Here is a 25,857-nt window from a genome sequence, read left to right as displayed (position 1 = left end):
TATCGGAAGGACGTGAAACCACCATGAGCACAACCGAAATCGACGCGAACATCGTCGGATTGGCTGCCGACCGCATCACCGGCGCGATCCGCGAACTGCGGCCGGTCCCGCCGGTGCGTGACCTGATCGGCGTAGGCGACATCGCACTCGCCTACGCCGTTCAGGAAGAGCTGATTCGCCGCCGTGAAGCGGCAGGCGGTGTCGTCGTCGGCCGGAAGATCGGACTCACATCTCCCGCGGTGCAACAGCAGCTCGGTGTCGACCAGCCGGACTTCGGCGTGCTGCTCGCCGACATGGACGTCTCCGGTGCGGCCGAGATTCCTTCGCGGAAGCTGCTGCAGCCGAAGGCGGAGGCCGAGGTCGCCTTCGTGCTGAAATCGGATATGGCCGAAGGCGAACTGGACGACGCACAGATCCGCGCCGCGGTGGACTACGCGGTGGCCGCGCTCGAGATCGTGGACTCCCGCATCGCGGACTGGGACATCACCATCAGCGACACCGTGGCCGACAACGCTTCCAGCGGACTGTTCGTGCTGGCCGAGACGCGGCTCACGTTGGACGAGTTCACCCCGCGCGAAGTGACCATGCGGATGTACGCCGACGACGAGCTCGTGTCCGAGGGGACCGGCGCGGCCTGCCTCGGCGACCCGCTCAACGCCCTGGCCTGGTTGGCTCGCACCGCCCGCGAGTACGGAAACCCCTTGCGTGCCGGGCAGATCATCCTCTCCGGTGCGCTCGGCCCCATGGTTCCCGCCCCGCCCGGCACCCGCATTCGTGCCGACATCGGCCCGCTCGGTTCGGTGTCCGCCACGTTCTCCCCGAAGGAGGGGCAATGACCAAGACCAAGGTGGCCATCATCGGCTCCGGCAATATCGGCACCGATCTGATGATCAAGATCCTGCGCCTGTCCGACACCCTCGAGGTGGGGGCGATGGTCGGCATCGACCCCGAATCGGATGGTCTGGCCCGGGCCAAGCGTCTGAAGGTGCCCGCGACTCATGAGGGGGTCGACGGGCTGACCAGCCTGCCCGGCTTCGACGACATCGAGATCGTGTTCGATGCGACCTCGGCCAAGGCGCACATCGCGAACGCGAAAAAGCTTGCGCCGTACGGCAAGACATTGATCGACCTCACCCCGGCCGCGATCGGCCCGTTCGTGGTACCGCCTGTCAACCTGGACGAGCACCTCGACGCCGGGGTGAGCAATGTCAACATGGTCACCTGCGGCGGACAGGCGACGATCCCCATGGTCGCGGCAGTCTCCGCTGTCACGCCGGTGCACTATGCGGAAATCGTCGCTTCCATCTCGTCGAAATCCGCCGGGCCCGGCACCCGCGCGAACATCGACGAATTCACCGAAACCACCTCCCACGCCATCGAAACCGTCGGCGGAGCGGCGCGCGGCAAAGCGATTATCATCCTGAATCCAGCCGAACCGCCGCTGATCATGCGTGACACCGTCTTCTGCCTCATCGGCGACGCCGACCACGACGCGATCCGGGCCTCGATCGCTGAAATGGCTGACCGGGTATCCCAATACGTGCCCGGTTACCGGCTCAAGCAGGAAGTCCAGTTCACCCCAATTCCGGCGGACGAGCCGGTCAACACCTTGGTGCCCGCCGGTGCGGGGCCGGTGACCACTCGGGTTTCGGTGTTCCTCGAAGTCGAAGGCGCGGCCCACTACCTGCCCGCCTACGCCGGGAACCTCGACATCATGACCTCCGCGGCGCTGCGCGTCGCGGAGTCCATCGCTCGACGCAAAACAACTGCCGCCGACGCTGATTCGCGTCTCGCCACGGAGGCTGCACGATGACCCGCCAGCTCTACATCCAAGACGTCACCCTCCGTGACGGCATGCATGCCATCCGTCACCGCATCGACCCCGCTGACGTCGGCCCCATCGTGGCGGCGCTGGCCGCCGCAGGCGTCGACGCCATCGAAGTCGCCCACGGTGACGGGCTCGCGGGCGGCTCGGTCAACTACGGCCCCGGCAGCCACACCGACTGGGAATGGATCGAGGCCGCCGCCGCCAACATCGGCGACGCCGTGCTCACCACCCTGCTGCTGCCCGGCATCGGCACCATCGCGGAACTGAAGCGCGCCCACGACCTGGGGGTGCGATCGGTGCGGATCGCCACCCACTGCACCGAGGCCGACATCTCCGCCCAGCACATCGGCACCGCCCGGGAACTCGGCATGGACGTGTCCGGATTCCTGATGATGAGTCATATGGCCGAGCCGAAGGAGCTAGCGGCCCAGGCCAAGCTGATGGAATCGTATGGCGCACAATGCGTCTACGTCACCGACTCCGGTGGCCGACTGACAATGGACGACGTGCGGGAGCGCATCCGCGCCTACCGCGACGTACTCGACGCCGACACCCAGATCGGCATCCACGCCCACGAAAACCTGTCGCTGTCGGTGGCCAACAGCGCCGTTGCCGTGGAAGAGGGTGTCACTCGCGTCGACGCCTCCCTCGCCGGCCAGGGGGCCGGTGCGGGAAACTGCCCGATCGAACCTTTCATCGCGGTCGCGAATATCAAAGGTTGGCAACACAACTGCGATCTCTTCGCCCTGCAGGACGCCGCCGACGACCTCGTGCGCCCGCTCCGTGACCGACCGGTCCAAGTCGACCGCGAAACTCTCACCCTCGGCTACGGCGGTGTGTACTCCTCGTTCCTCCGCCACGCTGAGCTGGCCGCCCAGCGCTATGGCGTCGACGCTCGGACCCTGCTTCTGGAGGTCGGTCGTCGACGGCTCGTCGGCGGCCAGGAAGACATGATCGTCGATATCGCCCTCGATCTCGTCGGTGAAAAGCAGCTCACGCCCGGAAGCTGATTTCCCGACGAACACCGGTGGCCCACCCCGCTCCTGGCCGGGGTGGCCATCGCCACCCTGCCCCCTGGCCCCACCCAGGATGAATGCACTGTTCACCTGGGCCTACGACTGCGCAGATCAACGACGAACTCAGGAGAGCCGATATGGCGGAGGCAACCACGGCGCGGCAAGACGTGCGTTTCTTTTCGGGTGACGGCGAATGTCAGGCATGGCTTTACCTGCCGACGGTTGCAACGGTTTTCACACGTGTTCCCATCATCGTCATGGCCCACGGTTTCGGTGGCATCAAAGAGATGGGACTCGACAAATACGCCGAGCGTTTTGTGAAACGGGGCTACGCCTGCCTCGTATTCGACTACCGGCATTTTGGTGCCAGCAGCGGCGAACCACGTGAGCTGATCGACGTGGATCGCGAGCTCGAGGACTACCGAAGTGCGGTCGCCTACGCCAGAACAGTGCCGGAGGCTGATCCCGACCGCGTCGTTCTGTGGGGAACCTCGTTCGCGGGCGGCCACGTCACAGTGACCGCGGCCGACGATCCGCGCATCGCGGCGACGATTGCGCAGTGCCCGTTCACGGACGGCTTCGCAGCGGGTAAGCGGATGCCCTTCTTCACGCTTCTGAGACTCATGGGTCGCGCAGTTCAGGACTGGTGTGCAGCTCGACGGGGCAAGGAGCCCGTGCGAGTCGAAGTGGTCGGGGAGCCCGGAGAAGTCGCGGTGATGACAGCTCCCGACTCGAAGCCTGGTTTCGATTTGCTCATCGCGGATTCCGGCCTGACGAACTGGCGCAGCCAGGTCCCGGCCCGTGTCATGTTCCAAGTGCCCCGGTACATACCCGGCCGCCGCGCCAAAGATGTTCGTACACCGATCCTCTTCTGCATCTGCGATGGCGACAGCGTCACGCCGTCGGGGGAGACCGATCGATACGCCGCCCAGGCAGTTCACGGGGAGGTCCGCCATTACCGGGCAGGACATTTCGATATCTACGTGGGGGAACCGTTCGAGACAGTGATTCGCGACCAGATCCGCTTTCTTGAGCGGAACGTTCCAGTGGTTCGGTGATACGCGTTTCGTCAAATGACGGAAAACCAAATTGAAAGAGGGTCTGAGTCCTTCGAGAGCCGGAAGCGTTCGAGCGGTGCGTCTCACTTCCAGTGCAGCCACTCCGGCAGCGAGCAATCGATTCGAACAGTCTGCGTGCGTTTCGGTGTTTCCTCTAGCGCAGCGGCCAGGACCCTACCATCGGTCAGACGGATCTCAAGGTCGAAGTGCAGATGGATAATTTTGGGACGCCCGATCGCGAAGGTCTCTGCAGTTGAGCTCGATCTCGCAGTCCGCGTTCGGGGCGCGGGCTACGACAATTACAGGGATAAACCCGTGAAGCGGCTCCGGGTCGAGGTCGGTCTCAGTCAGCTCCAACTGGCCGAGCGCTCGGATCTCAGTCGACGCATCGTGATCAATCTCGAAGCGGGGGGCAGAAGAGCTAATCCACCTATCTCGCTGTTATGTGCGTGCAGGCTTCGTCGAAAGAAGCTCCTCGTTCGAGCAACTTTCGGTAGGGGCGGAGGAGCTGCTCGTATCCGTTGGAGAAGAGACCGTGGAATTCGCCGTGAGAGCCGAATAGCGCCAGGAAGTTTTCTTGGCTCGGCGATCCTTTAACAAAGACAACATCGTCTTCGGGTCGGCGCCTGCCGTAGGAGTGGAAGCGCATCCCGTACTGATCGCTCCAGAAGTATGGGGGAGTGGTGAATGGGACCAGATCACCTCGCGCGATGTTGAGCCCAACGCGTCGGCCGTGCTCGATGGCATGGGTCCAGTGCTCGACCCGCGACCGGGACTCAAGGAGCGGGTGTTCGAGTGCCGCGACATCACCTGCGGCCCACACATTCGCCACGTTTGTGCGTCCAAACTCATCGGTGACGACGCCGTCGCTGAGCTCCACGCCCGAGTTGACGAGCCAGTCCACGTTCGGTTCGACTCCAATTCCAACCAAGACGAGGGGAGTCTGATGCGATGAGCCGTCACTGAAGTGCAGGACGTACTCGCCTTCGTCGCCGGTGATCGCGCTCAGCGTGATGTCGCCGTGCATATTCACACCGTGGCTCGCATGGAGCTCTTGGAGAAATCCCGCGATTTCCGGGCCGATAAGCGCTTCGAGAGGAAGACGCTTGTTGTCAAACACGTCTACGATGACACCGCTCTCGGCCAGTCCGCTGGCGACTTCAAGACCGATGAAGCCGGCTCCGACGAGGGCGATCCGCCGATGGACCGTCAACGCAGCGCGAAGCGCGATCAGATCGGATGCCGTTCGCAGCACGGGAAGCGGTTTGCCATCCGTGGTGCGAATTGTACGAGCTCGCGCGCCTGTGGCGATGATGATCGACTCCCACGGCATCGGCTCGCCGTTCATGGTGATGAGATAGTGGCGGTCGATATCGAGCCCCACGGCGGTCTCCCCGCTCCGAAGCGTGATGTTGGTTTCCTCGAGCCTCTCGGTGCTTCGGAGGTCCATGAATTCCGGTGCTCCTTCGCCCACCAGAAGTCCCTTCGAGACCGTTGGTCGATCGTAGGGCGCGCGAGTTTCCTCATTCAGTACGGTGACCGGTCCCTGATAACCGCCTTCTCGAAGCCCATCTGCGGCGCTCAACCCGGCCGCAGAACCTCCAACGATGAGGATTCCTTCGTGGGGTGTCATGAGATCGACTCGAGAGGGCGCTTAGCGAGAGCCTGGGCGGGGCAATAGCGGATGGCTTCGTCCAGATCCTCTTCCTCCGACGCGTCGACGGCGTGGACCTTGAGTACTGCGACGGGGCTACCCGGGGGTGTCTCGAACACCTCGGGCATGACACTCACACAGACTCCGTACGCCCGGCAGCGGGTGGTGTCGAGATGGATTTCGAATTGCTCGGTCACTTGAAATCACTGCCCATCCGGGCTGCAGGTTCGACGGTCATCTGAGCTCCTTTGCACCTCTGACTAACCCACCGGACGGCCAGCGCCCAGTTCCGCAAAGTTTATGGTGCCGAATGAAATCGATACAAGCTATGTCCGTCGATGACAGAGAATCAATCTATTTGATATCAGAATTCGATGTACGTCGGAATTCTCCAGCCTGTTGAGCCGCGTCGCGGAGCTTCGATCGCAGCCAGAGATGGCCAGACTCCTCCGTGTAGCTGGGGTGCCAATACATCGCCTCGGAGACCTCTCCCAAGGGGATGGGGGGTTCGAGCAGGCGGAGTCCGACACGACGCGCAACCATGCGGGCGGGAGTGCTCGGCATAAGCATGATCAATCGTGTGTCCTGCAGCAGGAATGGAGCAGTGCCAAATCCGGTGGCAACTTCGGTTCTGCGGGGGACGCCGAGTCGATCCAGTTGACCTTCGACCAGGGCGTAAGTATCGCCGAATGTGATCGCGAGATAGGGCAGATCACTGAACTGCTCAAGGGTGAGTTGCTCCCCGACATCGGGATGCTTGCGGTCGAGTGCCACGACATAGGTGTCAACGAACAGGCGCTCGTGCGCGAGCGATCTCATCTCCGCAGCGCTGACCGTCTCGGGCGGGGAGAGTACGAGGTCGAGGTCGCTGTTTGCTAGAGGCTCTTCGATCCTTGCACTGACGGGCACGACGCGAATGCGGACGTTGGGTGCGTCGGTGCGGAGGGTGGTCATCAGAGGATGAAGCAGGGTGATCGTGCTGTACTCACTTGCCATGATTGTGAACATCCGCGCATCGGTCGCCGGATCGAAGTGTCGGCGTGAACGCAGAAGCAGCTCCGTATCCGCGAGTAGCTGGCGGACCGGACTCACAAGGGACGCCGCAAGCGGAGTGGCCACCATGTTCCTGCCTCGGCGCTCGAGAATCGGATCATCGAAGAGTCTTCGAAGCCGCTTCAGGGTAGCGCTCATTGCGGGCTGGCCGACGGACAGGCGGCTAGCCGCGGAAGTTACATTTCGGTCGACCATCAGCGCATCAAACGCGACGAGAAGATTGAGGTCGACGCGGCGCAGATCCATGCATGCACTGTAGTGCCGCGAATCTGTTACATCAACCAAGCTGATATATGACTATCGCGAATCATTGTTTGAAGCGAAACGGGAGTCGGCCTAACGTAATCGGGAAGTGGCCCCTCGCCGATTAGCAACCGGCCGCGCTGAGCAAGAGAGTCGATGATGACCAGAACCCTTGAACGACAGGCCGTTGATCCTTCGACGCCGTTAGACCCGTCAGACCAGCGAACATTACGCGAGACCCTGGTCGTAATGCTGAGCGAGGCGCCGGGCTTGGCCTCGGACATCGCCGCGAGCCTCCAGCTTCCCGAGGCCGTTGTCCACGCTGTTCTTGTGGACCTAGTGGCGGAGGAGCTCGCTGTGGAGGGATGCGACGGCTCTGTCCGTTGGTACGGCGCACGAACGATCGGAACGGTGTAATGGCACGTCTCCACAGCCTGGGTTATGTCGGATTCCAGACTCCCCGGATCGACGAATGGGAACCGTTGGCGTCCGAAATTATCGGATTTGAAACCTCTCCGCAGGTGGACGGCTCGCTCCGTATTCGCTGGGATGACCGTGCGTACCGCCTGCAGCTGCATCCAGGTCCAGATGATCGCATCGCCTACATCGGATGGGAGATTCGAGACCAGCAGGAACTCCGCTCGTTCGTCGACCACCTTCGCTCACACGGTATTTCTGTTGCTGAGGGCTCCGAAGAGCTTGCCCGCGAGCGAAGTGTCCAGCAGCTGGCGACCTTCACCGATCCTTACGGATTGCCTCTTGAGGTATTCACGGGCCAGACGTACTTGGACCGCACGTTCAGAGGTCGGCGGGCGACTACCGGTTTCATCACCGGCGCTCAGGGGGCTGGCCACATCGTGGTCGTGGTCCCCTCGCTCGAAGGTGCATATGCCTTCTACCGGGATATCCTCGGGTTCCGGGTGACAGACGTGGTTGACACCGGATTCGGCGTGATGTCATTCTTGCGTCTCAATCCACGCCATCACAGCCTTGCCTTGTGGGAGATGCCCGGCGCGCCGGACGGCCTTATCGGATTGCAGCATCTCATGGTCGAGGCGCACGACTTCGACGACGTGGGTCGCGCATACGACCTAGTCGAAGCGAGCGACTACGAGCTCAGTTCGACGATGGGGCGCCACGCGGGGGATGAGCAGATGTCGTTCTATGTGCGCACTCCGAGCGGTTTCGATCTCGAGTACGGCGCCGACTCGCTTGTCGTCGAAGACGAGAATTCTTGGACGGTCCGCTACTACAACAAATCCGCGGGCGCAAAGAACGAGATCTGGGGACATCATTTCCGCCCCCTCGCCCCCCAAACGTCGATCCGGCCGTTTCATCCCGCGGCAGACGGCGAATCTGAACAGACCCCAGTCTCGGCTATCCAATGATCGACAGTCACGCTCACGTCTTTTTTGATGTGCTCCTCGGGAAAGCCGGCCCGTATGGTCCGGCCGTACGCGAGTTCGCGCCGGGGCAGTTCGAGGTCGTGACAGGAGGGTACTCGTTCGCCATCGGCGCGAATGATTCATTCGCACCCGTCATGGAATCGCGGGTCGCGGCGATTGAGCCCGCGGGCATCACCACTCAGGTGTTGTCGCTCTCTCCGCTTTGGCTCTTCCACGAGGCGCCGGCGGCAGTGGCTGTGCCCTTCCTGCGGGAAGCCAACGATCTCACAGCTGAAATGGTTGGGAAGGCACCGGGTCTGCTTCGTGCGTTTGCGGCGCTCCCGGCCCAGGACATTTCGGTGGCGATCGATGAGTTGCACCGCAACGTCAAGCGGGGATTTGTCGGCGGGTATATCGGATCCAACGCGCGGGTCAATCTTGACGACCCGGAGCTGGACGATCTGTACGCGGTGCACGAACAACTGGATGTCCCCCTGCTGATCCACTCGATCGTGCCTGGGGTGGATGGCCCTCCTGGCGACTCGCGGCTGAACCGATGGCTCGGAAACGTGACCATCGGGTACCCCATTGAGGAAACGTTGACGGTCACTTCCCTCATTCTCGGCGGGGTGCTCGACAGACACCCCAAGCTGGACGTGCTGATCCCTCACGGCGGTGGTGCATTTCCCGCGATCGCGGGTCGGATCTTTGACTCGCTCCGTCTTCCTGGCGCTCCCATCTCAGCGGAACAGGCCCGTGAAGGTTTGAGCCGATTGTGGTTCGACACGCACGTGCATTCGCCACATACGCTCGATCTTCTGCTGGAGGTCGCCAACGTCGATCACCTCGTCTACGGGTCGAACTTCGGCGGATGGGACAGCAGCTCGACGTCCGAGGTCGCGAATATGGCCGAGCTCCTCGATGCCAACGCTCGCCGACTGTTTCGAATGACGCCATAAGCCCGCACGACACCTAAAGCGAATCCCGAGCACCATCACTGACACAACGGAGTGGCAATGACACTGATCGACAAACAACCGTCCATACCCACAGACGAACTGATCGAGCGAGTCACATCATCGATCGAGGAGGGCGCCATCCCGGTTGAGATCTATAACGATCTGGGGATCTTCCAACGCGAGATGGACAACATCTTCGGCAGCTGCTGGGTGTTCGTCGCGCATGAGAGCGAGATTCCGAATAAGGGCGACTTCGTTCAGCGCCGCATCGGTATTGACCCGGTTATCGTCACCAGAGGCGGTGGCGGAGACATCAACGTGCTCTCCAACTATTGCCGGCACCGCGGGACTCAGGTCTGCCAGACCGACGCCGGCAATTCGCGATTCTTCAAGTGCCCGTACCACGGGTGGACCTACTCCAATAACGGTGACCTCGTAGGCACGCCCCACGTGCAGGATGCCTACGGTGAGCGGATGGACCCGGAGAAGTTCGGTCTTTTCAAGGCTCCCCGCATCGAGTCCCGGCACGGCTTCATCTTTGCGTCACTCGCTGCCGATGGTCCCAGCCTCGATGAGTATCTCGGTGGAGCGGGCTGGATGTTCGATCTGGTGGTAGGTCTGCACCCCAAGGGTCTGTGTGTGGCTGGGCCCCCGGAGCGCTATCAGGTGAAGGCCGATTGGAAGACCGCTGCTGAGAACTTCGCCGGCGACACCTACCACATCGATTCGCTGCACTGGAGTGTAGAGGAGATCGGGCTGGCGCAGGGCTTTCAGGCGAACACCGCCATCTCCGTCACCTACGAGATGGACAACGGGCACGCCTTCAACGGCCATACCTGGACGAAGGTGATCCACCCCGGATACGTCTTGTGGGGATACCCGCCAGAAGTCACTGAGAAGTTCGACCTGTCGGAGATGGACGAGACACAGATGTTCGTCCTGAACCACGAGCCGCCGGCAACGGGAACGATCTTCCCGAACCTGAGCTTCATCCGGATCGCCGCGGCGATACCCCCGGGGACACCTCCGACGATCCTCACGAGCTTCCGGCAATGGCAACCCGTCGCTCCCGGGGTCCTCGAGATTTGGAACTGGCAGTTCGTGTGGGACTTCCAGACACCGGAGGAAGTGGAGGCAGCCCAACAACTGGGGCAGTTCACTTTTGGCTCCGCGGGCATCTTCGAGACTGACGACACCGTCGCCTGGGAAGGAGCTCCGCGCGCCGCCAAGAGCCCGTGGATGAAGCGGGAGCAGTTCGCTTTCAACTTCGATCAGAGCAAGCGCAGCCCGATTGACCGCGAAAACGACCCGAACTGGACCGGTCCCGGGATCAAACGAAACACAGGCTTCGGGGAAATGAACCAGCTGCACTTCTACAGGCAGTGGGCCAATGTCATGCGAGACGGCATCGACGGCCAGCTGAACCCGGCTCGTAAGGAGGGGCAATGAACGCCGCCGGCTCTATCGACACCGCAGACCGCGTGCTGCTCAGAGAGAACGTGACCCAGTTCCTGGCGCGCGAAGCGCGACTTCTTGACGAGGGTCAGGAGGAGGAGTGGTACGGCACTCTAGACGATGAGTACGAGCTCTTCATCCCAATACGTCAGGCGACCGAGCCACGCTCCAACGAGATCGACCGCTCGGGCTACCGCACCAAAGAGACCAAGGCTCATGTCCGCATACGCCTCGACCGGCTCGCGACTGGTATGGCGTATTCGGAAGTTCCCCCGTCTCGTACGATGCGGATGGTCGGGTCCATCGATATAGAAGAAACCGATCGCCCCGACGTGGTAGCCGTACGCAGCGCGGTGCTGCTCTACCGACAGCGCGGCATCGATCCGCACTTCGATCTCCTGCCCTACAGGCGCTATGACACTCTCCGGTCCACGGCCGAGGGGTTGCGGCTGTTGAGCCGGGAGATCATCCTGACTGAGGTCAGCCTTGCTACCCCCAATCTCGGCCTGTTCCTATGAACGTTGGTCAGCCGGTCACGCTCGATGACCATGTGGTACTTGTCACGGGAGGGGGATCGGGGTTAGGGCTGGGCCTCACCCGCTACTTCACCGATATCGGCGCGCAGGTGATCGTCCTCGAGTACGACGTGAATAAGGTGAAGGCCCTTCAAGCGGAGTTCGGTGATCGAGTTCTCGCGGTCGTTGGGGACGTTCGCAGCGTTGCGGATTTGCAGCACTGCCGTGATGTCATCGTCGAGCGGTTCGGCCGCTTGTCCGCAGTGGTAGGAACGCAGGGCATCTCCGATGGAGTCGTCCGTGTCGAGGATATGACGGCTGAGCATATTGACGCGCTTTTCGACGAGGTCTTTGGCGTGAACGTCAAGGGCTACATGCTCACCGCAAAGGTATTCCTCGAACTCCTACGAGCCGATCGCGGAGCGATCGTGCTCACCGCGTCGCAGGCGGCATATGCAGCTGACGGAGGCGGCATCGTCTACACCGCGAGCAAGGGCGCCGTGACGAGCCTGGTCAATCAACTTTCCTTCGAATTCGCGCCCGAGATCAGGGTGAACGCAGTAGCGCCGACAGGAATCGGCAAGAGCGAACTCCGAGGTCCGGAGACGCTCCACCTTCAAGACTCGAAACAGTCAGATTCCGCCGACGTTTTCCGCGAGCAGTTCGAGTGGCTGGCCCCCATGCAGCACTTGCCCGACGCCGAGGAGTATGGCCCCCTCTACGCGTTCCTCGCCTCACGGCAGAACCAGATCATGACAGGTCAGACCGTCATCGCCGATCAGGGAGCCCTCAATCGTGCGTTGATAAGCATGGGCGACCTGATCAAGCGGATGCCCAAGGCCTGAGTTACCGGACCAAGATAGGAACAGTCGATGTTTGAGTACTTCCCGGGCAATTATGTCTGGAATCTTGCTGTGGTCGGCGCGCTCAACGCGGGCGGTCAGATCGATGAGGTGGACCGCGCGTGTCGACCGCTGCTCGAGGCGGCGAAAGGCGGCAGTGATGCCGGCACCGACCAGTTCTTGCGCGCGTGGACCGACCTCACCGACTCCGTGGCGGGCCAGGCCGAGCAGGCCGAGCGGGATGGGCATTCTCTCTCAGCCGGGGGAATGTATGCGCGCGCATCCAACTATTTGTCCACGGCCGAGCGCATGCTCCCCGCCGGTCACCCCGATCGTCTGACTACCTACCAGCGTGTGCTCGATCTCACGCAAAAGGCGTTTGACCTGCGCGACTACAACGTGTCCAGGGTGGCCATCCCGTTCGGCGAGACCACGCTCCCCGCGTACTTCTCCGCGGCCCCGGAAAGTCAGAACGGCCCCGCCCCCGTCATCGTGCTCCTCAACGGCCTGGATTCCACCAAAGAGCTCATGTACTCGTCCGGCTTCTGGTCTGAGCTGGCGGCACGCGGCATCTCCTGCCTGATGCTCGACCAGCCCGGAACGGGCGAGGCCCTACGACTGCAGGGCCTCGTCGCGGTGCGGGAATCCGAGACGTGGGGCAAGTGGGTAGTCGACTGGCTGGAAACACGTAAGGACGTGGACCCCGCCAAGATGGGGGTCGTTGGCTGGTCTCTCGGGGGGTACTACGCCCCGCGGGTCGCCGCCTTCGAGAAGCGCTTTTCGCTGTGCGTGGCATGGGGTGCCAACCACAACTGGGGCGCGGTCCAGCGTCGCAGGCTCGAGCGAGAAGGCGAAAACCCCGTCCCCCACTACTGGGATCACGTCAAGTGGGTGTGGGGGTACGACGACCTCGACGAGTTCATCGCTTTCGCCGACTCGATCCATCTGGATGGCGTGGTCTCGGAGATCACCGTCCCCTTCCTCATCGTCCATGGCGAGAACGACCGACAGATCCCGGTCGCATATGCGCATCGCTCATACGATCAGGCCGTGAACGCACCGTCTCGCGATCTACGGATCTTCACCCGCGAGGAGGGTGGCGCCGAGCACATCGGCCTCGACCACCTTCCCGCCATGTGCACCTACATCGCGGACTGGGTGAGCGACACGTTCGCGGCCACAGACTCACCCCACACGTCAGCCGCGCTCTCTGCCGAGGTCGCCGGTTGACGGCCTTGCCGCAGATGGCGCAGCGCTTGACACTACTTTTCAGGACGGACTCATGTCGCAGGTAGACAGCTCCAACTCGAGCCTCAACTCTGACGTGGAAGTCGCAATTGCCGAAATGGCGTCGCGGGTTTCAAATCGGGGTCGTTGGGGCGCTGAAGATGTCCTCGGAACGATGAATTTCCTGAACGACGACAAGCGGCGCGAGGGAGCCGGGCTCGTCCGCCGGGGCGCGGCGTTCTCTCTCGCACAGGGCTTCAACAGCGACGGTCCCCAAACGGGGTGGCGTCAACGCAACAACCCGGTACATACCATGTTGGCGACAGGTCTGGATGCAGAGTTTGGCGCGCAGGGGTTGCCACATGGTTGGGGTGGAGCGGATGACTATATCGTCACCCCGCTTCAAGCGTCGACGCAGTGGGATGGCTTGGGGCACGTCTTCGATCATGGCGAGGCGTACAACGGACGTCGCGCGTCCCAGGTCGTCACTAGCGACGGGGATCTGGTGACGGGTATCGAGACCGTCGCCGATCGCATCGCTGGGCGCGGGGTGCTCTTGGACGTCGGGCGTGCAATAGGTTCGGATGGCGAACTCACCGACGGTTATGCCATAACGGTAGATGACCTCGAGCGGACGATCGATCTTCAAGGGGAGAGATCGGCGGTCGGTCGAGGCGACATCATGCTCGTCCGGACAGGGCAACTGTCCCGTGCCCGTCGGGATGGTTGGGGAACCTACGCCGGCGGCGCCGCGCCGGGGCTGTCCTTTACGACAGCCGAGTGGCTCCATGGTCGCGAAATCGCCGGCGTCGCGACTGACACCTGGGGGTTCGAAGTGCGGCCGAACGAGTTTCCCGATGCCTTCCAGCCCCTGCACCAGGTCGTCATCCCACACATGGGACTGTTCATCGGCGAGATGTGGGACTTCGACAAGTTGGCTGAGGACTGCGCCGCGGACGGGATTTACGAGTTCTTCCTGACGGCGGCCCCCCTTCCTGTGACGGCAGCCGTCGGGGCACCGGTCAACCCGGTCGCGATCAAGTAGCCGACATTCGTATTCACGCGTCACACAGCTAGGGAGAAGAGTCCGTTCCATGCGATTCGCCACGTGGGAAATTGATGGCACCGTCACGACCGGAGTCGCTGGCCCGGACGGTCTCCATGCGTTCGCCGATCAGCGGCCCATCTTGGAAATCGTCCGCCAGGGCCTACCTGCAGCACTCGAGGCTGGGACAGCAGCGTTGCGCTCCTCTCCCATCACGTTCGAAGCCGCGCGGCTGCTGCCGCCTCTCAATCCGCCGACGGTGCGGGACTTTGCTGCGTTCGCGGAACATATTGACGGCGTCTCCCGGCTGGTGACGGGCGAAGGCGGGGTCATCCCAGAGTGGTACGAGGCGCCGGTCTTCTACTTCAGCAACCCATACGCAATGATCGGGGCTTACGACGATGTTGCCGTCCCCCCCGGCTGCGACGTGCTCGATTATGAGTTGGAGGTTGCCGCCGTCATCTCGGGGGATGGCTCGTCGGTCGCTCCTCATGACGCGAGAAGCCATATTTTCGGCTACACAATCTTCAACGACTGGTCCGCTCGCGACATCCAGACACGCGAGATGAAAGTTGGCCTCGGTCCGACAAAGGCGAAAGACTTTGCCACCACCCTCGGGCCCTTCCTCGTCACCGCCGACGAAATCGACGAGTTCCGAACGTCGGACGGCTTCCTCGATCTCGAAGCCACAGTCTCACTAAACGGGACAGTGATTGGCCGTGACAACCTACGGAACATGAGCTGGACATTTGATGAGCTTGTGGCGCAGGCCTCGCGGGGCACATGGGTCAGGTCGGGCGATGTCCTTGGGTCCGGCACGGTTGGTAACGGCGGGTGCCTTGGCGAAATTTGGGGACGATCGGGGGAACGCGACCCTTCGCCGCTTCAGCCCGGAGACGTCGTGGAAATGACAGTCGACGTTCTGGGCTCGATCCGCAATGTGGTAGTCGCGGGACCACCTGCTCCACAGATTCCTGAGGGACGCCGACATGACTGGGCAGCCCACCGCCGAGGCTAGGTGGGTTGCTTATAGGGGCTGCTCGTCACTCGATCGTCGCCGGTAGTGCTCCATCTCAACACGAAGTAGGCTCCGGCCACTCACACAAACTACCGGGCGATTCCAACAGAATGGCAGGATCCTCGAGCCTGGTCCTAGCGAAACTCTCAGTCGCTCGTGCCGCCGAAATGAGGCTCACAGGACAGCCGATAATCGAAGCAGCACGCCCCTCGGCGCCCTGCCCGGGAAGTAGATGAGCGTCGACCCGGACGGGTGGCCCGACGCCGCCGGCGCATAGCGGTCGACCCCGGACTCGTCGAGGAACTCCTTCCGCAGCCCGACCGCCGGGCGCACGTCGTCGATGGTGGCGGCGAACTCGTCGACTGCGCGCTGGACCGCCTTCGGCATCGTTCGCCCGAGGACTGGTCGATGACCGCCGCAGCCTGTCACATCGGTCGGGCGGTACCTGAGGCGACGATCGGGGCAGCAAACGGGGGCGCCGGCTCTGCCCGGGACCAAGGGTTGGACACCGTGACACGAGTCACTTAGTCTGAAGAGACATATGTAAGACCTTAGATATGTCGGTCTTGTCAGTTCCGTTGAGGTGAAAGGAGCCTGGGATGAGCGACTCTTCAAACGGGTGCCCCGTGCAGCACATGGTCGGCGAGGACGAGCACGGCCAGTTCGACCATCACGATCCAGCATTCATCGCGAACCCCTGGGCGACCTATGAAACGCTCCGAAGCGAATGTCCCGTGCTACACAGCGACCGGTACGACGGGTACTGGTTGGTGACGCAGTACGACGACATCCTCGCGATCATCAAGGACTGGGAGACGTTCACGTCGAGCGTCGTCGGGACCTTGCTCATTCCAACAGGCGTTTCGCGGACGCTTCCCTACCTGCCCCTCGAATCCGACCCTCCGGAGCACACCCGATACCGCTCGTACGTTCGGCCGGTGTTCTCGCCTCGGCGAGTGAACTCGTTCGCCGGGCAGTTGGCGCAGCTCGCCCGAGAGCTGCTTGCTCCGATGTTCGAGCGAGGAGAGGGCAACATCCCCTCCGAGTTCTCCGAGCACATGTCAGCAACCACGCTCGCAACGTTCGTCGGTCTGCCTCCGGAGGACCACGAGCTGTGGGTCGATCTCGTTCACCGCGCCTTCGAGGGCAACGTCCGCGACGAGAAGGCGGCCCAGCGGGCATCCGCGGAATTCCGCGATTACGTCACGGGCCTCATCGCTCGGCGGCGCGAGCAGCGGGCTGACGACCTCATCTCACAGCTCATGGACGCCGACGCCGATGGCCGTGGCCTCACCGACGACGAGATCTTCGGCTTTGTGCTGCTTTTACTGGTTGCGGGTCACGAGACGACCGCCTCGGCACTCTCGTACGCTTTCTGGCTCTTTGCCTCACGGCCCGACACAATCGAGTTCCTCCGCGAGGATCGCAGGCGTATCCCGCTCGCGATCGAGGAGATCATCCGGCTGTCCTCGCCCGTGAGTATCTTCGCCCGCAACGCCACGAAGGACGTCGAGCTCCGCGGCCAGAAGATCAAGAAGGGCGATGTGGTCGGAATGGCATTCGCCTCGGCGAACCGAGACGAGCGACACTTCGACCACGCGGAGGAGGTCCGCCTGGACCGGACCGGCAATGATCACCTCGGGTTCGGGCATGGCACCCACGTGTGCCTCGGCGCGCCGCTCGCACGCCTGGAGCTCACGAGTGCGATCAATGCGCTCCTGGATGCCGACGTCGACATCTCGCTCGGTGGCGACATCGGTTGGTCGGGTCGCGGCGACGTCATGTCGATGAAGGTCGTGCCCGTCACCTTCCGGCCGCGGGTGACGTCGTGAACGGCCACACCGTGATCGTCTCCGCGATCCGAGACGTCGGGGCGGGCGTCCGCGAGGTCACGGTCTCGGCGAAGAACGGGCTCGAACTCCCGCACTGGTCGCCCGGTGCACACGTCGACCTCCACCTCTCGCCCGGGATGACCCGCCAGTACTCTCTAACCGGTGAGGCCGACGCCCGAGATTGGCGGATCGCGGTGCTCCGCGAACCTGCGAGTCGCGGTGGATCGGCGTACGTACACGAACAGCTGCAGGTCGGCCACGTACTGGAGACGAGCGAGCCGCGTAACCACTTCGAGTTCGATGCGGAACCCGACGTCATCCTCATCGCAGGCGGGATCGGCATCACGCCGATGGTGCCGATGCTGCGCGACGCCGACCGCCTGGGGCTCAACTGGCGGCTTCTCTACGGGGGCCGGTCCGCTTCGAGCATGGCCTATTCGCAGGAACTTTTGGCCAGATTCGGCGACCGAGTGATCCTGTGGCCGCAGGACTCCCACGGCTTGCTCCCGCTCGAGAAGCTCCTCGACGGCATCGATGCGAGAGCGGGCGTCTACGTCTGCGGACCCCCGCCACTCATCGACGCGGTCTATGCGGCCTGCGAACGCGGAGGGTCGGGAGCGACAATCCACTCGGAGAGATTCACGCCCGTCGAGGTGGACGCGGATGGCGACACCGCCTTTGACGTCGAGCTGGCGCGCTCGGGTCTGATTTTGTCGATCGAGCCTGGCGAATCCGTTCTCGAGCGCGTGAACGCCGCCGGTGTTTTCGCGGCGTCCTCGTGCGGAGAAGGTACCTGTGGCGCATGCGAGACAGCGGTCATCGACGGGGACGTCGACCACCGTGACAGCGTGCTCTCCGCGCCCGAGCGTGCAGCCAACGACTGCATGATGATCTGCGTCTCCCGGTCGCAGGGGTCGCGACTCGTCCTCGATCTCTGAGTCCCGCTCACGCCCGTCGGCGGGGTGGCTCTATACACTCACCTCACCATGAGTCTTCGATACGCGCTGCTCGCGCTCTTCACCGGCCGGGAGATGACGGGTTACGAGCTCTACAAGCAGTACCTCGGATCGACCGAGTTCGTCTGGCACGCGAGTAGCTCTCAGATCTACCCAGAGCTCCGCCAGATGGAAGCCGAGGGCCTCATCGTCGGCGAGCAGATCCCCTGGCGTGATCGCGGGCGCAAGACGCTGTACTCGATCACGCCGGCCGGGACGGAGTCGTTCCGGGCGTGGATGAACGCCCCGCTACCCTACGGCGAATTTCGTGACGCGCATCACCTGAAGGCCGCCTACTTCGAGTGGGCCGATCGGGATGCGGCGCGTGCGCAATTGACCTCACACCTCGCGCACTACGCGACCCTGTTGGAGCGTTGGTCGAGGTTGATCGAAGCGCTCAAGACCGGCATCGACTCACCTCTGCAACCGCGGCTTGACAGGATGCCCGCCTCCGACGCGGCGACCATCGTCCGGTTCAAGGTGTTCGCCTACGAGGGCCTGCTCCGTCGAGCTGAGGGAGAGATCGCGTGGGCGCAGGCGGGATTGGCGCTGCTCGACGAACTCCGACCCCCTGAGAGCGGTGTCACTACCAAGTCACGATGAACACCGTAGGTGGTCGAGCCGCACCGACGAGCCCATCCAATTTCGAAGAATCCCCACGACCTGGTACCGGTGGGCAACACGCGGGGAGTTCGCGGGTGAGTACCTATCGGAAGCAAATTGTCTGCGATCAAGTGTGCAGGACACGATGACAGGCCCAGACGACACTATTCGGGCTCTCCGAACCACCCTGGTCGCCAAAGAGCGCGAGCTCAACGATTTGCTGGATCGGCTCAGAGTGGTCGAGCACGAACGCGACGAGGCACTATTGCACGCTGCGCGACAGGGCGCCTCACTGGCCACGGCTTCGGGGTCGGTGACGACTGGCGTGGTGGAGACCGACGACCGGATCGTGTTGCAGGAGGTGGGCATCTACACCTACCAGCACCCCCTGGAGAACGCGGAGCAATTCCGTGAACGGTTGGCCGCGGTTCGTGACGAGATCAAGGCGGCGGTCGTCGGGGGAGAGGCCGTGGTCGCGTCGGACATGTTCAGCTTCAACAATTCTCTCGCCAAAGGCCGCAAGATGACTTCAGATCTGTCGAAGCTCATGCTGCGCGCCTATAACGCCGAGGCCGACATCTGTATTCGTACCATCCGGGCTGGAAACCTTGCGACGGCCGTAAGCCGTCTGGACAAGGCTGCCGCCACGATCGCCAAGCTCGGAGACATGATGCAGATGCATGTCGCCGAGGACTATCACAGGCTCCGGGTCGCAGAACTCGAGCTCACAGCCGACTACATGATGAAGGTGCAGGAAGAAAAACTCGCTCAGCGTGAGGAGCGCGAGCGTCTCCGAGAGGAACGCAAGGTCGAGCAGGAACTGGCCGTGCAGAGGGAGAAGCTCGATAAGGAACGAGCGCATTATCAGAACGTGCTCGACTCCCTGGCCGGCCGCACCGATGAAGAGGCTCAGCGTATTCGAGACAAGTTGGGCGAACTCGACCAGGCCATCGCACAGAACGACTATCGGCGTGCCAATATTCGCGCTGGCTTATGTTTACGTGATCAGCAACCGCGGCGCATTCGGCCCGGATGTGGTCAAGATCGGTATGACGCGGCGGCTCGAACCGATGGACCGTGTCCGCGAATTGGGGAGCGCCTCGGTACCGTTCCCATTCGATGTGCACGCGTTGTACTTCTCCGACGACGCCGCGCGGAGCGACGGTTATGTCATCGGCTACGGCGAGGTCGAGCCCGGATACTGGGGACTCGGCGTTCCGCTGGCCCGACCCGACGACGAGCCCGCAGCTTGCGTCGTACTCATCAGCGCATCCGAAGAACTGGTCCGACGGGTAGTCGCCGACATGTTGGACGCTGCCGCGGAATTGAGCGAGTACAAGGGCTGAGCGCCGGGCACTTGCGATTGCCATAATGGCTGATGTCACTCAAGTGCGTGCAAGTGAAGATCGCTGACGATCTGGAGATGAGCACCCGGGGCCCGGCGAACTGGACCGTGGTGGCTGCGTGCTGTGCCGTCCTTCTCGTTGAAGGTTTCGACCTCGCGATGTTAGGCAGCACGTCCCGTCCTGCGTGAGTACGAACCGTGGGGCGTCGACGCCTCGACGATCGGCTATATGGGCTCCGCCGCGGTCATGAGGCTGACAGTCTTGACGTTGTCAGATTGGTTCGTTGGCGAGTACGGCGGTGGTGATCCCGAACCCCGCGATGTACTCCTTGATAGGCCGATAGAACTCGTAGGTCACCCGGTAGTCCCCACACGCGGCCAATGCCGAATACGCGGACACCCAGTTGCGCACCTCGTGTGCTGAATGGCCGGCCACTGCGTCCATCTCCTCGGCCCTGTAGCCGTCGAAGTTCTCGACGCGACCGGAGCGGCATACGTCGAGAAACGCGCGATCCCAGTCGGGATTGAGATCCATGATGTCGGCGTCACCGGCGGCGAACGCGCGAGCTGTGTCGATCACGCGAGTCTGACGCGCGGCGCGGGCTTCGGGCGTGGGGTTTCGGCCGTCGGTGAGCAGCTTGCGCTGTGCCTCGGTGGCCGTGGCGATTTGGGGTACCGGAGGGTCGTGCGACAACCCGCCGGATCCGATGAACAGGATCCGGCTGTTCGACGACGCGAAGTACTCGCCCACAGCCTGGCCGAAGGCACGAACACGCGACATCTTTACGAACGGCCGTGCCACCGAGTTGACGAAGATCGGGACGACCGGCACGGGCGCTACGTCGCCGAAGATGATTTCCATCGGCTGAACGGCACCGTGGTCGACCTCCATCTGCCGAGAGATCGCCACGTCGATCCCGCGGTCGATGACATGCTCGGCGAGTGCTTCGGCGACATCGGTCGGGACGTTCAGTTCGCCTGCGAACGAGTCGTAGTCGCCGGTGCCGCGCGCCCTGTACCCGATACAGAACGGTGGCATCAGGTCGTAGAAGAATCCGTTGTAGTGATCCGGCCCGAAGTTGACCACAAGATCGGGGGCAAAGTCGCGGACAAAGGCGCGGGCTTGCTCGAATGCGGCGTCGACCGAGGCCTTGACGTCCTCCGGTGGGTCCACGTGATGCAGGAGCGGGCTGTGCGACATGCAGAGCAGTGCGTGTGGCATGACGGTTTCCTCAGTGTCCGACGCCGTGCGAGGCCAGGTATCGGGTGATGACTGTGTTGAAGTCCTCCGCGCGTTCGACCTGCGACCAGTGGCCGCACTGGCTGAAGATGTGCGCGTCGGCATGCGGAACGAGATTGAGCAGTTCCCACGTACGCGACACCGGGATCACGACATCCTGCACGCCGTGGATCAGCAACACCGGAATCTCCAGCGTGGCTAGCACATCGAAGTCGAGGGGCAGTTCGTGTCGATCGCGGTCACGGGCCGCGACGACGTCGGCCAAACGGTCGGACGCGGTGTCGTTGAGTGCGGACTGGTAACGCAGCGCGACAAGTTCATCGGTGACGAGCGACTTGTCGACGACGAAGAGTTCGAGTGTCTTGCGAATTCCTTCTTCGGTGAGCGTCGGATTGGAGTGTCCGGCAAGAGCTCCCGTCAACTTCGCGCCACCGGTGCCCATCGATACGATGCCCAGCAGACGCTCCGGAAAGTCGATCGCGAACTGGAAGGCCAGCCACCCGCCGAGCGAATTTCCGACGATCCATGTCTTCTCGATCCCGATGGCATCGAGGACTCTGACCGCGTGCCGGACCCATTCCTTGATGCCGTACTCGGTACCGTCCGCGACGACGCTTTGACCGTATCCGATGGAATCGATTGCGATGCAACGGCCGTGCTCGCTGATGGCAGGCAGGTTGAGCCACCAGTTCGCCGCGGCCGTGACCCCGGTGCCAGATCCGTGGAGGAAGAGGATGGGGGTCCCTTCGCCGAGCTCGTGGTAGTGCGTGATCTCGCCTGGTGCAGTCTCGATCCACCGGTCCTGTAGACCGAAGAACGGATCGGTGGTGTAGTCGGGGATGGTGGTGCCGGTCATGGTGTTCCTTCGGTGTGGGTGTGGGCCGTGATCAGACTGCGGCGGTGACGATGTTGTGAAGACTCTGTGGGCGACGTCTTCACGAACGACATCGACGCCAGGATCGCGTCGAGGGTGGCCGGTGCGTTCTGGGTCAGGCATGCGCCTGCCACGAAACGGTCGGGACGTAGGAATACCAACGGCGTAGGTCGGTCGTCGAACCACTTCTTGAGCCGCCCGCTGTGGTCTCCCAACACCAGTACGTCTGGATCCATGTGCTGATGCGCCCACTCGCGCTGAGTCTCGGGCACAACTGCCACCAGTCGCGCCCCCAGTGCGTCGAGCTTCCGGAGAGCATCCAGCGGCAGAACGTCTTTGGGACTGTTTCCCCATACGATCACCGACCACCAGTTCCCGATCGCGTCGTCCAACAGAATGCCCGACGCGTCCCCCGTGGTCACCCTCGGCTGCGGGAACTGGACTCCAACAGGGGAGACAGTGGTGTTCGCGGTCCGCACCGGGATCAGCCGGCTGGTGATGGTGGCGCCTGCACGACCGGACGTGCAGTCAGAGGGATCGGCGAGCACACCCTGGGTATAGCGCGGCATGGGCTTGAAGCGCATCTCCGCGAAGTAGCTCTTGATCTGCGGAAATCTGTTGAGGATCGACGATGTGGCGTCACGGGCAAGCGCAGCAACAGGATTGGTGATCCTGATGACGTTGCCGAAGGTGAGGGACAGGTCCACCATCGCCTTTGCGTGATCCTTGCGTTCGGTGGTGTAGGTGTCGAGCAGATCGTCGCCTGCCTGGCCCGAAAGAACCGTGGCGAGCTTCCAGCCGAGGTTGGTGGCGTCGCGGATTCCCGAGTTCCAACCCTGCCCCATCCACACCGGCATCAGATGCGCGGCGTCGCCCGCGACGAGTTGGCGGCCGCGTCGGAAGTTGGAGGCCACGCGACCGTGGTGGGTGAAGACGCGTCGGCGAATGAATTCGAGCCCAGCCGGGTTCGGGACGTGTGCGGCGAGAAGTTCGTTGACATACGCCGGATCGGTGACCTGGTCCTCGGTTTCGTCGTCGTGGAGCATGAATTCCCAGCGGCGAACGGCGTGCGGCAGCCCGATTGAGACGTACGGTCGCCGGGGATCGGCGCCGAGGAAGACGTTGGGCGTGCCGAGTGGGTCGTTGTTCACGTCGACGACCAGCCAGCGCGTCGACGGCGACTCTCCTTCGAACGTCACTCCCAGCCGCTTGCGCGTCGGCGACTTCCCGCCCTCACAGCCGACGAGGTAGCGGCCGCGGACACGGTGCTGCGTGACCTGTCCGTCGGCCGAGGTCGCGAGGGCGAGGGCAGTGACGCCGCCAGCGTCTTCTTCGACGTACTCGACGCGGTGGTCGAATAGAACCTGGACGTGATCGAAACGCGCGAGGCCGTCGTAGAGCGCGCGGTCCACCTCGGGCTGGATGAAGGAGTGCTTGCGCTCCCAGCCGAACTCCTCGGTTTGCGGGTTGTTGACCAGCATGACTTTTCCGGCGCCGTTGACCAGCCGCATGATGTGCTGCGGGCTGGTGTGCGGGCGGACGGTGTCTACGAGGCCCACGGTCTGAATAGTGCGGAACGATTCGTCGTCCAGTCCCACGCCTCGCGGGTAGTCGATGAGCGAACTCATCGCTTCCAGAACAGTGACTCGTTGTCCGTACATCCCGAGAATGTTTGCCAACATCAGGCCGGTGGGGCCGGCCCCGACGATGACGACATCGGTGTCGTGATATGTGTCCATGGCTCCTGCTCAGCCGTTGAGGTGCATATAATGGGTTTCGAGCGCCAACCTGGGTCAGGACACCAGGAGGCCACCGTCGACGTTGAACTCTGATCCGGTGATGTTCCGAGCTTTGCTGGACGCAAGGAATGCCACCATGTCGCCGATGTCCTCGGTGGTCTGTAATCGGCCGAGCGGGATCCTCGAAGCGAAGCCTTCCCATCCTTCTTCGAAGCTGAGGCCATTGAGCCCACTGAATTCTTTCACCACCTTGTCGTGCAGATCGGTGGCCACGATGCCGGGGTGTACGGAGTTGACGGTGATGTCGTACTGGGCGAGTTCGGCTGCGAAGCTTTTGGTCATCCCGACGATGGCGAACTTCGATGCGCAGTAGGCCGCAATCAGGGCGACGCCTCGTTGGCCGCAAATCGATGACATGTTGACGATGCTGCCGCCGCGCTGCTCGATGAGAGCCGGCAGAAGTGCCCGAGTCGTCGTGAAGGTGCCCCGCACGTTGATCGACATGAGAAGGTCGTATTCCTCGTCGGTGACGTCAACGGTGTTGCGGGCTCCGATGTTCATTCCCGCGTTGTTCACGAGGACGTCGACCCGACCGTATTTGCGCAGCACCGTCGAGGCCAATTCGTTGGCGGAGGCGGAGTCTCGGACGTCGAGCTGGACGCCGAGTGAGTCCGTCGGGAGTTCTTCGGCTCGCTTTTCGGCCGCCGTGAGATCGATGTCGGCGATCACGATCTTCGCCCCCTCGTCGCTCAGCTTCTGCGCGCAGGCCAGGCCGATGCCGTTGGCACCGCCGGTGATGACAGCGACCTTCCCGTCGAGATCAGACACAATGTTCTCTTTCGTAGGCTGTGGGTGGAGTTGATGGACCACGATGATGCGCGCCCGCTAGACCGGTGAGGGGGTCCAGAGTCCGACGTCGTCGCGCTGTTTCAGCATGACCGGGAGCATTACCTCGGTCATGGCTCCACCGGTGCCCCACTGATCCTGTGTCTCCGAACGGGTCGGATCGTATACCGATGGCTCCCAAGTGTTTTCATCGACGATTTCGAGTTCGGTCGTGTACTCGATAACATTTTCCAGCGGATCGAGGAAGTAGGAGAATGTATTGTCGCCGGCGCCGTGGCGACCCGGGCCCCACAGCGGCCGGTAGCCACTGCGGATCATCCGGCCCGTGCCGCGCATGTATTCGTCGAGCCCTCGCATCTCGAACGAGATGTGGTTCAACGATGTGGACGGCGCCCGTGAGATCGCCAGAATGTGGTGCTGCGAACTGCTGCGCATGAAGCACATCAGATCGCCCAACCAGTCCGACAATCGGAATCCGAGATGCGTTTCGTAGAACGCCTTGGTCTTCTGGACGTCCGTCGAATTGATCACCACGTGGCTCAGTTTCCGGGGTATCGACTCCCGTTCCTCGAGCAACCGGAACGGGCGCTGCTCCACGTCTGCAGACACCTCGATGAGACGACCGTCCAAGTCGAAGAACCGCAAGCCGTACCCACCGCCGGGGGTCGTCATCACGGCCGGGTCGCGATTGATCTTCACCCCTGCTCGTCCCAGACGCTCAGCCAGGAGGTCGACCTCACCGATCGACTGTGCTCCAAACGAAATGAGGTCGAGACGCTTCAGTCGGTCCTCTCGTATGCGCAGGATGTAGTGCTCTGGATCAGCGGGCGTCGCGAAGAACGTCACCCCCGAATCGTTGGCTATTGGCAGCAGACCCCACACCTTCGTGTAGAACTCCACAGCCTGGTCGTAGTTCGGCACGGCAAGACCGACGTGCCGCAAATGCGTGATCGGACTGAATCCGGAAGCCATCGGTGAACTCCTCACCTCTTTACTGCATCCCGGGTCGGACGCCGTTGAAGTAACGGTAGTGGCGTCGATCACGTGGCACCAACAATGTTTGGCGATGCTTTGCTATCGACCCG

Annotated in this window: 26 protein-coding genes and 2 pseudogenes; 18 read left to right on the top strand and 10 right to left on the bottom strand. The window is 62.7% G+C overall.

Annotated elements, in window-relative coordinates:
- Nucleotides 1-23: 23 nt before the first annotated feature.
- The 5 genes and pseudogenes from ACIBJI_RS34485 to ACIBJI_RS34465 all read left to right on the top strand — a co-directional run.
- Nucleotides 24-836: a fumarylacetoacetate hydrolase family protein gene (locus tag ACIBJI_RS34485; protein ID WP_327100379.1), complete on the top strand. Its 813-nt coding sequence runs from the start codon at nucleotides 24-26 to the stop codon at nucleotides 834-836.
- Complete coding sequence (locus tag ACIBJI_RS34480) at nucleotides 833-1,813, top strand: acetaldehyde dehydrogenase (acetylating) (protein ID WP_397087449.1); 981 nt, start codon at nucleotides 833-835, stop codon at nucleotides 1,811-1,813. The genes ACIBJI_RS34485 and ACIBJI_RS34480 overlap by 4 nt, the downstream gene beginning before the upstream one ends.
- Nucleotides 1,810-2,838 carry a 4-hydroxy-2-oxovalerate aldolase gene (gene dmpG / locus ACIBJI_RS34475; protein WP_327100377.1) on the top strand — a complete coding sequence of 343 codons (1,029 nt, stop codon included), beginning with the start codon at nucleotides 1,810-1,812 and terminating at the stop codon, nucleotides 2,836-2,838. The genes ACIBJI_RS34480 and dmpG overlap by 4 nt, the downstream gene beginning before the upstream one ends.
- A gap of 83 nt (nucleotides 2,839-2,921) precedes the next feature.
- Nucleotides 2,922-3,902: an alpha/beta hydrolase gene (locus ACIBJI_RS34470; RefSeq protein ID WP_397087447.1), complete on the top strand. Its 981-nt coding sequence runs from the start codon at nucleotides 2,922-2,924 to the stop codon at nucleotides 3,900-3,902.
- A gap of 15 nt (nucleotides 3,903-3,917) precedes the next feature.
- Nucleotides 3,918-4,298, top strand: a pseudogene (locus ACIBJI_RS34465) (hypothetical protein); the annotation flags it as partial.
- Nucleotides 4,299-4,332: 34 nt separating this feature from the next.
- Here the strand turns inward: ACIBJI_RS34465 and ACIBJI_RS34460 are convergent.
- The 3 genes from ACIBJI_RS34460 to ACIBJI_RS34450 all read right to left on the bottom strand — a co-directional run bounded on the left by ACIBJI_RS34460 (nucleotide 4,333) and on the right by ACIBJI_RS34450 (nucleotide 6,855).
- On the bottom strand, nucleotides 4,333-5,535 hold the full coding sequence (locus ACIBJI_RS34460) for an NAD(P)/FAD-dependent oxidoreductase (RefSeq protein WP_397087445.1): 1,203 nt from the start codon (nucleotides 5,533-5,535) through the stop codon (nucleotides 4,333-4,335).
- Nucleotides 5,532-5,753 (bottom strand): ferredoxin, encoded by a 222-nt coding sequence (locus tag ACIBJI_RS34455; RefSeq protein ID WP_327100374.1) that lies wholly within the window; start codon nucleotides 5,751-5,753, stop codon nucleotides 5,532-5,534. The genes ACIBJI_RS34460 and ACIBJI_RS34455 overlap by 4 nt, the downstream gene beginning before the upstream one ends.
- Before the next feature lie 157 nt (nucleotides 5,754-5,910).
- Nucleotides 5,911-6,855, bottom strand: coding sequence for a LysR family transcriptional regulator (locus tag ACIBJI_RS34450; RefSeq protein WP_396959143.1), 945 nt, complete (start codon nucleotides 6,853-6,855; stop codon nucleotides 5,911-5,913).
- Nucleotides 6,856-7,268: 413 nt separating this feature from the next.
- Here ACIBJI_RS34450 and ACIBJI_RS34445 point away from each other — a divergent pair, with 413 nt between their 5' ends.
- Genes ACIBJI_RS34445 through ACIBJI_RS34410 form a run of 8 tightly spaced genes read left to right on the top strand, consistent with a single transcriptional unit; the run spans nucleotide 7,269 to nucleotide 15,298 of the window.
- Nucleotides 7,269-8,240, top strand: coding sequence for a VOC family protein (locus tag ACIBJI_RS34445; protein ID WP_327100372.1), 972 nt, complete (start codon nucleotides 7,269-7,271; stop codon nucleotides 8,238-8,240).
- Complete coding sequence (locus ACIBJI_RS34440) at nucleotides 8,237-9,196, top strand: amidohydrolase family protein (protein ID WP_397087443.1); 960 nt, start codon at nucleotides 8,237-8,239, stop codon at nucleotides 9,194-9,196. The genes ACIBJI_RS34445 and ACIBJI_RS34440 overlap by 4 nt, the downstream gene beginning before the upstream one ends.
- Nucleotides 9,197-9,253: 57 nt before the next feature.
- Nucleotides 9,254-10,645, top strand: a complete 1,392-nt coding sequence (locus ACIBJI_RS34435; protein WP_397087441.1) for a Rieske 2Fe-2S domain-containing protein — start codon at nucleotides 9,254-9,256, stop codon at nucleotides 10,643-10,645.
- Entirely contained in the window at nucleotides 10,642-11,169 is a 528-nt protein-coding gene (locus tag ACIBJI_RS34430) for an aromatic-ring-hydroxylating dioxygenase subunit beta (protein ID WP_327100369.1), read from the top strand. The genes ACIBJI_RS34435 and ACIBJI_RS34430 overlap by 4 nt, the downstream gene beginning before the upstream one ends.
- Nucleotides 11,166-12,011, top strand: coding sequence for an SDR family oxidoreductase (locus tag ACIBJI_RS34425; RefSeq protein WP_397087439.1), 846 nt, complete (start codon nucleotides 11,166-11,168; stop codon nucleotides 12,009-12,011). The genes ACIBJI_RS34430 and ACIBJI_RS34425 overlap by 4 nt, the downstream gene beginning before the upstream one ends.
- A 27-nt stretch (nucleotides 12,012-12,038) precedes the next feature.
- Nucleotides 12,039-13,238, top strand: coding sequence for an alpha/beta hydrolase family protein (locus ACIBJI_RS34420; RefSeq protein ID WP_397087437.1), 1,200 nt, complete (start codon nucleotides 12,039-12,041; stop codon nucleotides 13,236-13,238).
- Nucleotides 13,239-13,290: 52 nt separating this feature from the next.
- Complete coding sequence (locus ACIBJI_RS34415) at nucleotides 13,291-14,280, top strand: cyclase family protein (RefSeq protein WP_397087435.1); 990 nt, start codon at nucleotides 13,291-13,293, stop codon at nucleotides 14,278-14,280.
- Nucleotides 14,281-14,329: 49 nt separating this feature from the next.
- Complete coding sequence (locus tag ACIBJI_RS34410) at nucleotides 14,330-15,298, top strand: fumarylacetoacetate hydrolase family protein (protein ID WP_397087433.1); 969 nt, start codon at nucleotides 14,330-14,332, stop codon at nucleotides 15,296-15,298.
- A 174-nt stretch (nucleotides 15,299-15,472) separates the two neighbouring features.
- On the opposite strand, the gene ACIBJI_RS34405 is transcribed toward ACIBJI_RS34410, so the two are convergent.
- Nucleotides 15,473-15,685 carry a hypothetical protein gene (locus ACIBJI_RS34405; protein ID WP_327100364.1) on the bottom strand — a complete coding sequence of 71 codons (213 nt, stop codon included), beginning with the start codon at nucleotides 15,683-15,685 and terminating at the stop codon, nucleotides 15,473-15,475.
- 212 nt (nucleotides 15,686-15,897) lie between these two features.
- Here ACIBJI_RS34405 and ACIBJI_RS34400 point away from each other — a divergent pair, with 212 nt between their 5' ends.
- The 4 genes and pseudogenes from ACIBJI_RS34400 to ACIBJI_RS34385 form a co-directional block, all read left to right on the top strand.
- A complete protein-coding gene (locus tag ACIBJI_RS34400; protein ID WP_396960239.1) occupies nucleotides 15,898-17,130 on the top strand; it encodes a cytochrome P450 in 1,233 nt (410 codons plus the stop codon).
- Nucleotides 17,127-18,068 (top strand): PDR/VanB family oxidoreductase, encoded by a 942-nt coding sequence (locus ACIBJI_RS34395; protein WP_397087431.1) that lies wholly within the window; start codon nucleotides 17,127-17,129, stop codon nucleotides 18,066-18,068. The genes ACIBJI_RS34400 and ACIBJI_RS34395 overlap by 4 nt, the downstream gene beginning before the upstream one ends.
- 48 nt (nucleotides 18,069-18,116) lie before the next feature.
- Nucleotides 18,117-18,728, top strand: a complete 612-nt coding sequence (locus tag ACIBJI_RS34390; protein WP_397087429.1) for a PadR family transcriptional regulator — start codon at nucleotides 18,117-18,119, stop codon at nucleotides 18,726-18,728.
- Nucleotides 18,729-18,873: 145 nt separating this feature from the next.
- Nucleotides 18,874-19,377, top strand: a pseudogene (locus ACIBJI_RS34385) (DUF4041 domain-containing protein); the annotation flags it as partial.
- On the opposite strand, the gene ACIBJI_RS34380 reads toward ACIBJI_RS34385, so the two are convergent.
- Nucleotides 19,258-19,590, bottom strand: coding sequence for a hypothetical protein (locus tag ACIBJI_RS34380; RefSeq protein ID WP_397087427.1), 333 nt, complete (start codon nucleotides 19,588-19,590; stop codon nucleotides 19,258-19,260). The pseudogene ACIBJI_RS34385 and the gene ACIBJI_RS34380 sit on opposite strands and share 120 nt — an antisense overlap.
- A gap of 109 nt (nucleotides 19,591-19,699) precedes the next feature.
- Between ACIBJI_RS34380 and ACIBJI_RS34375 the strand changes: the two genes are divergently transcribed.
- A complete protein-coding gene (locus ACIBJI_RS34375) occupies nucleotides 19,700-20,074 on the top strand; it encodes a GIY-YIG nuclease family protein (protein ID WP_397087425.1) in 375 nt (124 codons plus the stop codon).
- 270 nt (nucleotides 20,075-20,344) lie between these two features.
- Here ACIBJI_RS34375 and ACIBJI_RS34370 read toward each other — a convergent pair whose 3' ends face one another.
- The 5 genes from ACIBJI_RS34370 to ACIBJI_RS34350 are packed head-to-tail and all read right to left on the bottom strand — an operon-like array spanning nucleotide 20,345 to nucleotide 25,744.
- On the bottom strand, nucleotides 20,345-21,295 hold the full coding sequence (locus ACIBJI_RS34370; protein WP_397087423.1) for a 3-carboxyethylcatechol 2,3-dioxygenase: 951 nt from the start codon (nucleotides 21,293-21,295) through the stop codon (nucleotides 20,345-20,347).
- Nucleotides 21,296-21,305: 10 nt separating this feature from the next.
- Nucleotides 21,306-22,169 (bottom strand): alpha/beta fold hydrolase, encoded by an 864-nt coding sequence (locus ACIBJI_RS34365; RefSeq protein WP_327100357.1) that lies wholly within the window; start codon nucleotides 22,167-22,169, stop codon nucleotides 21,306-21,308.
- Nucleotides 22,166-23,926 (bottom strand): bifunctional 3-(3-hydroxy-phenyl)propionate/3-hydroxycinnamic acid hydroxylase, encoded by a 1,761-nt coding sequence (locus tag ACIBJI_RS34360; RefSeq protein ID WP_327100356.1) that lies wholly within the window; start codon nucleotides 23,924-23,926, stop codon nucleotides 22,166-22,168. The genes ACIBJI_RS34365 and ACIBJI_RS34360 overlap by 4 nt, the downstream gene beginning before the upstream one ends.
- A gap of 54 nt (nucleotides 23,927-23,980) precedes the next feature.
- The gene (locus ACIBJI_RS34355; RefSeq protein WP_329407950.1) at nucleotides 23,981-24,754 is read right to left on the bottom strand and encodes an SDR family oxidoreductase; all 774 of its coding nucleotides are present in this window, start codon (nucleotides 24,752-24,754) and stop codon (nucleotides 23,981-23,983) included.
- A 57-nt stretch (nucleotides 24,755-24,811) separates the two neighbouring features.
- Nucleotides 24,812-25,744 carry a VOC family protein gene (locus ACIBJI_RS34350; RefSeq protein WP_327100354.1) on the bottom strand — a complete coding sequence of 311 codons (933 nt, stop codon included), beginning with the start codon at nucleotides 25,742-25,744 and terminating at the stop codon, nucleotides 24,812-24,814.
- Nucleotides 25,745-25,857 lie beyond the last annotated feature (113 nt).

This window comes from Nocardia sp. NPDC050408, assembly GCF_044458905.1.
Taxonomy (GTDB): Bacteria; Actinomycetota; Actinomycetes; order Mycobacteriales; family Mycobacteriaceae; genus Nocardia.
The sequence above is the reverse complement of the archived record's forward strand: the minus strand, read 5'-3'. Positions and strand labels throughout refer to the sequence as shown.

Coding starts and splice junctions, on each gene's coding strand:
- ACIBJI_RS34400 (WP_396960239.1), top strand. CDS start 15,898: ATGAGCGACTCTTCAAACGGGTGCCCCGTGCAGCACATGGTCGGCGAG.
- ACIBJI_RS34360 (WP_327100356.1), bottom strand. CDS start 23,926: ATGGACACATATCACGACACCGATGTCGTCATCGTCGGGGCCGGCCCC.
- ACIBJI_RS34445 (WP_327100372.1), top strand. CDS start 7,269: ATGGCACGTCTCCACAGCCTGGGTTATGTCGGATTCCAGACTCCCCGG.
- ACIBJI_RS34410 (WP_397087433.1), top strand. CDS start 14,330: ATGCGATTCGCCACGTGGGAAATTGATGGCACCGTCACGACCGGAGTC.
- ACIBJI_RS34380 (WP_397087427.1), bottom strand. CDS start 19,590: ATGCGCTCGTTCCTTATCGAGCTTCTCCCTCTGCACGGCCAGTTCCTG.
- ACIBJI_RS34450 (WP_396959143.1), bottom strand. CDS start 6,855: ATGGATCTGCGCCGCGTCGACCTCAATCTTCTCGTCGCGTTTGATGCG.
- ACIBJI_RS34440 (WP_397087443.1), top strand. CDS start 8,237: ATGATCGACAGTCACGCTCACGTCTTTTTTGATGTGCTCCTCGGGAAA.
- ACIBJI_RS34415 (WP_397087435.1), top strand. CDS start 13,291: ATGTCGCAGGTAGACAGCTCCAACTCGAGCCTCAACTCTGACGTGGAA.
- ACIBJI_RS34425 (WP_397087439.1), top strand. CDS start 11,166: ATGAACGTTGGTCAGCCGGTCACGCTCGATGACCATGTGGTACTTGTC.
- ACIBJI_RS34390 (WP_397087429.1), top strand. CDS start 18,117: ATGAGTCTTCGATACGCGCTGCTCGCGCTCTTCACCGGCCGGGAGATG.
- ACIBJI_RS34365 (WP_327100357.1), bottom strand. CDS start 22,169: ATGACCGGCACCACCATCCCCGACTACACCACCGATCCGTTCTTCGGT.
- ACIBJI_RS34485 (WP_327100379.1), top strand. CDS start 24: ATGAGCACAACCGAAATCGACGCGAACATCGTCGGATTGGCTGCCGAC.
- dmpG (WP_327100377.1), top strand. CDS start 1,810: ATGACCCGCCAGCTCTACATCCAAGACGTCACCCTCCGTGACGGCATG.
- ACIBJI_RS34420 (WP_397087437.1), top strand. CDS start 12,039: ATGTTTGAGTACTTCCCGGGCAATTATGTCTGGAATCTTGCTGTGGTC.
- ACIBJI_RS34435 (WP_397087441.1), top strand. CDS start 9,254: ATGACACTGATCGACAAACAACCGTCCATACCCACAGACGAACTGATC.
- ACIBJI_RS34430 (WP_327100369.1), top strand. CDS start 10,642: ATGAACGCCGCCGGCTCTATCGACACCGCAGACCGCGTGCTGCTCAGA.
- ACIBJI_RS34370 (WP_397087423.1), bottom strand. CDS start 21,295: ATGCCACACGCACTGCTCTGCATGTCGCACAGCCCGCTCCTGCATCAC.
- ACIBJI_RS34405 (WP_327100364.1), bottom strand. CDS start 15,685: ATGCCGAAGGCGGTCCAGCGCGCAGTCGACGAGTTCGCCGCCACCATC.
- ACIBJI_RS34460 (WP_397087445.1), bottom strand. CDS start 5,535: ATGACACCCCACGAAGGAATCCTCATCGTTGGAGGTTCTGCGGCCGGG.
- ACIBJI_RS34480 (WP_397087449.1), top strand. CDS start 833: ATGACCAAGACCAAGGTGGCCATCATCGGCTCCGGCAATATCGGCACC.
- ACIBJI_RS34470 (WP_397087447.1), top strand. CDS start 2,922: ATGCACTGTTCACCTGGGCCTACGACTGCGCAGATCAACGACGAACTC.
- ACIBJI_RS34350 (WP_327100354.1), bottom strand. CDS start 25,744: ATGGCTTCCGGATTCAGTCCGATCACGCATTTGCGGCACGTCGGTCTT.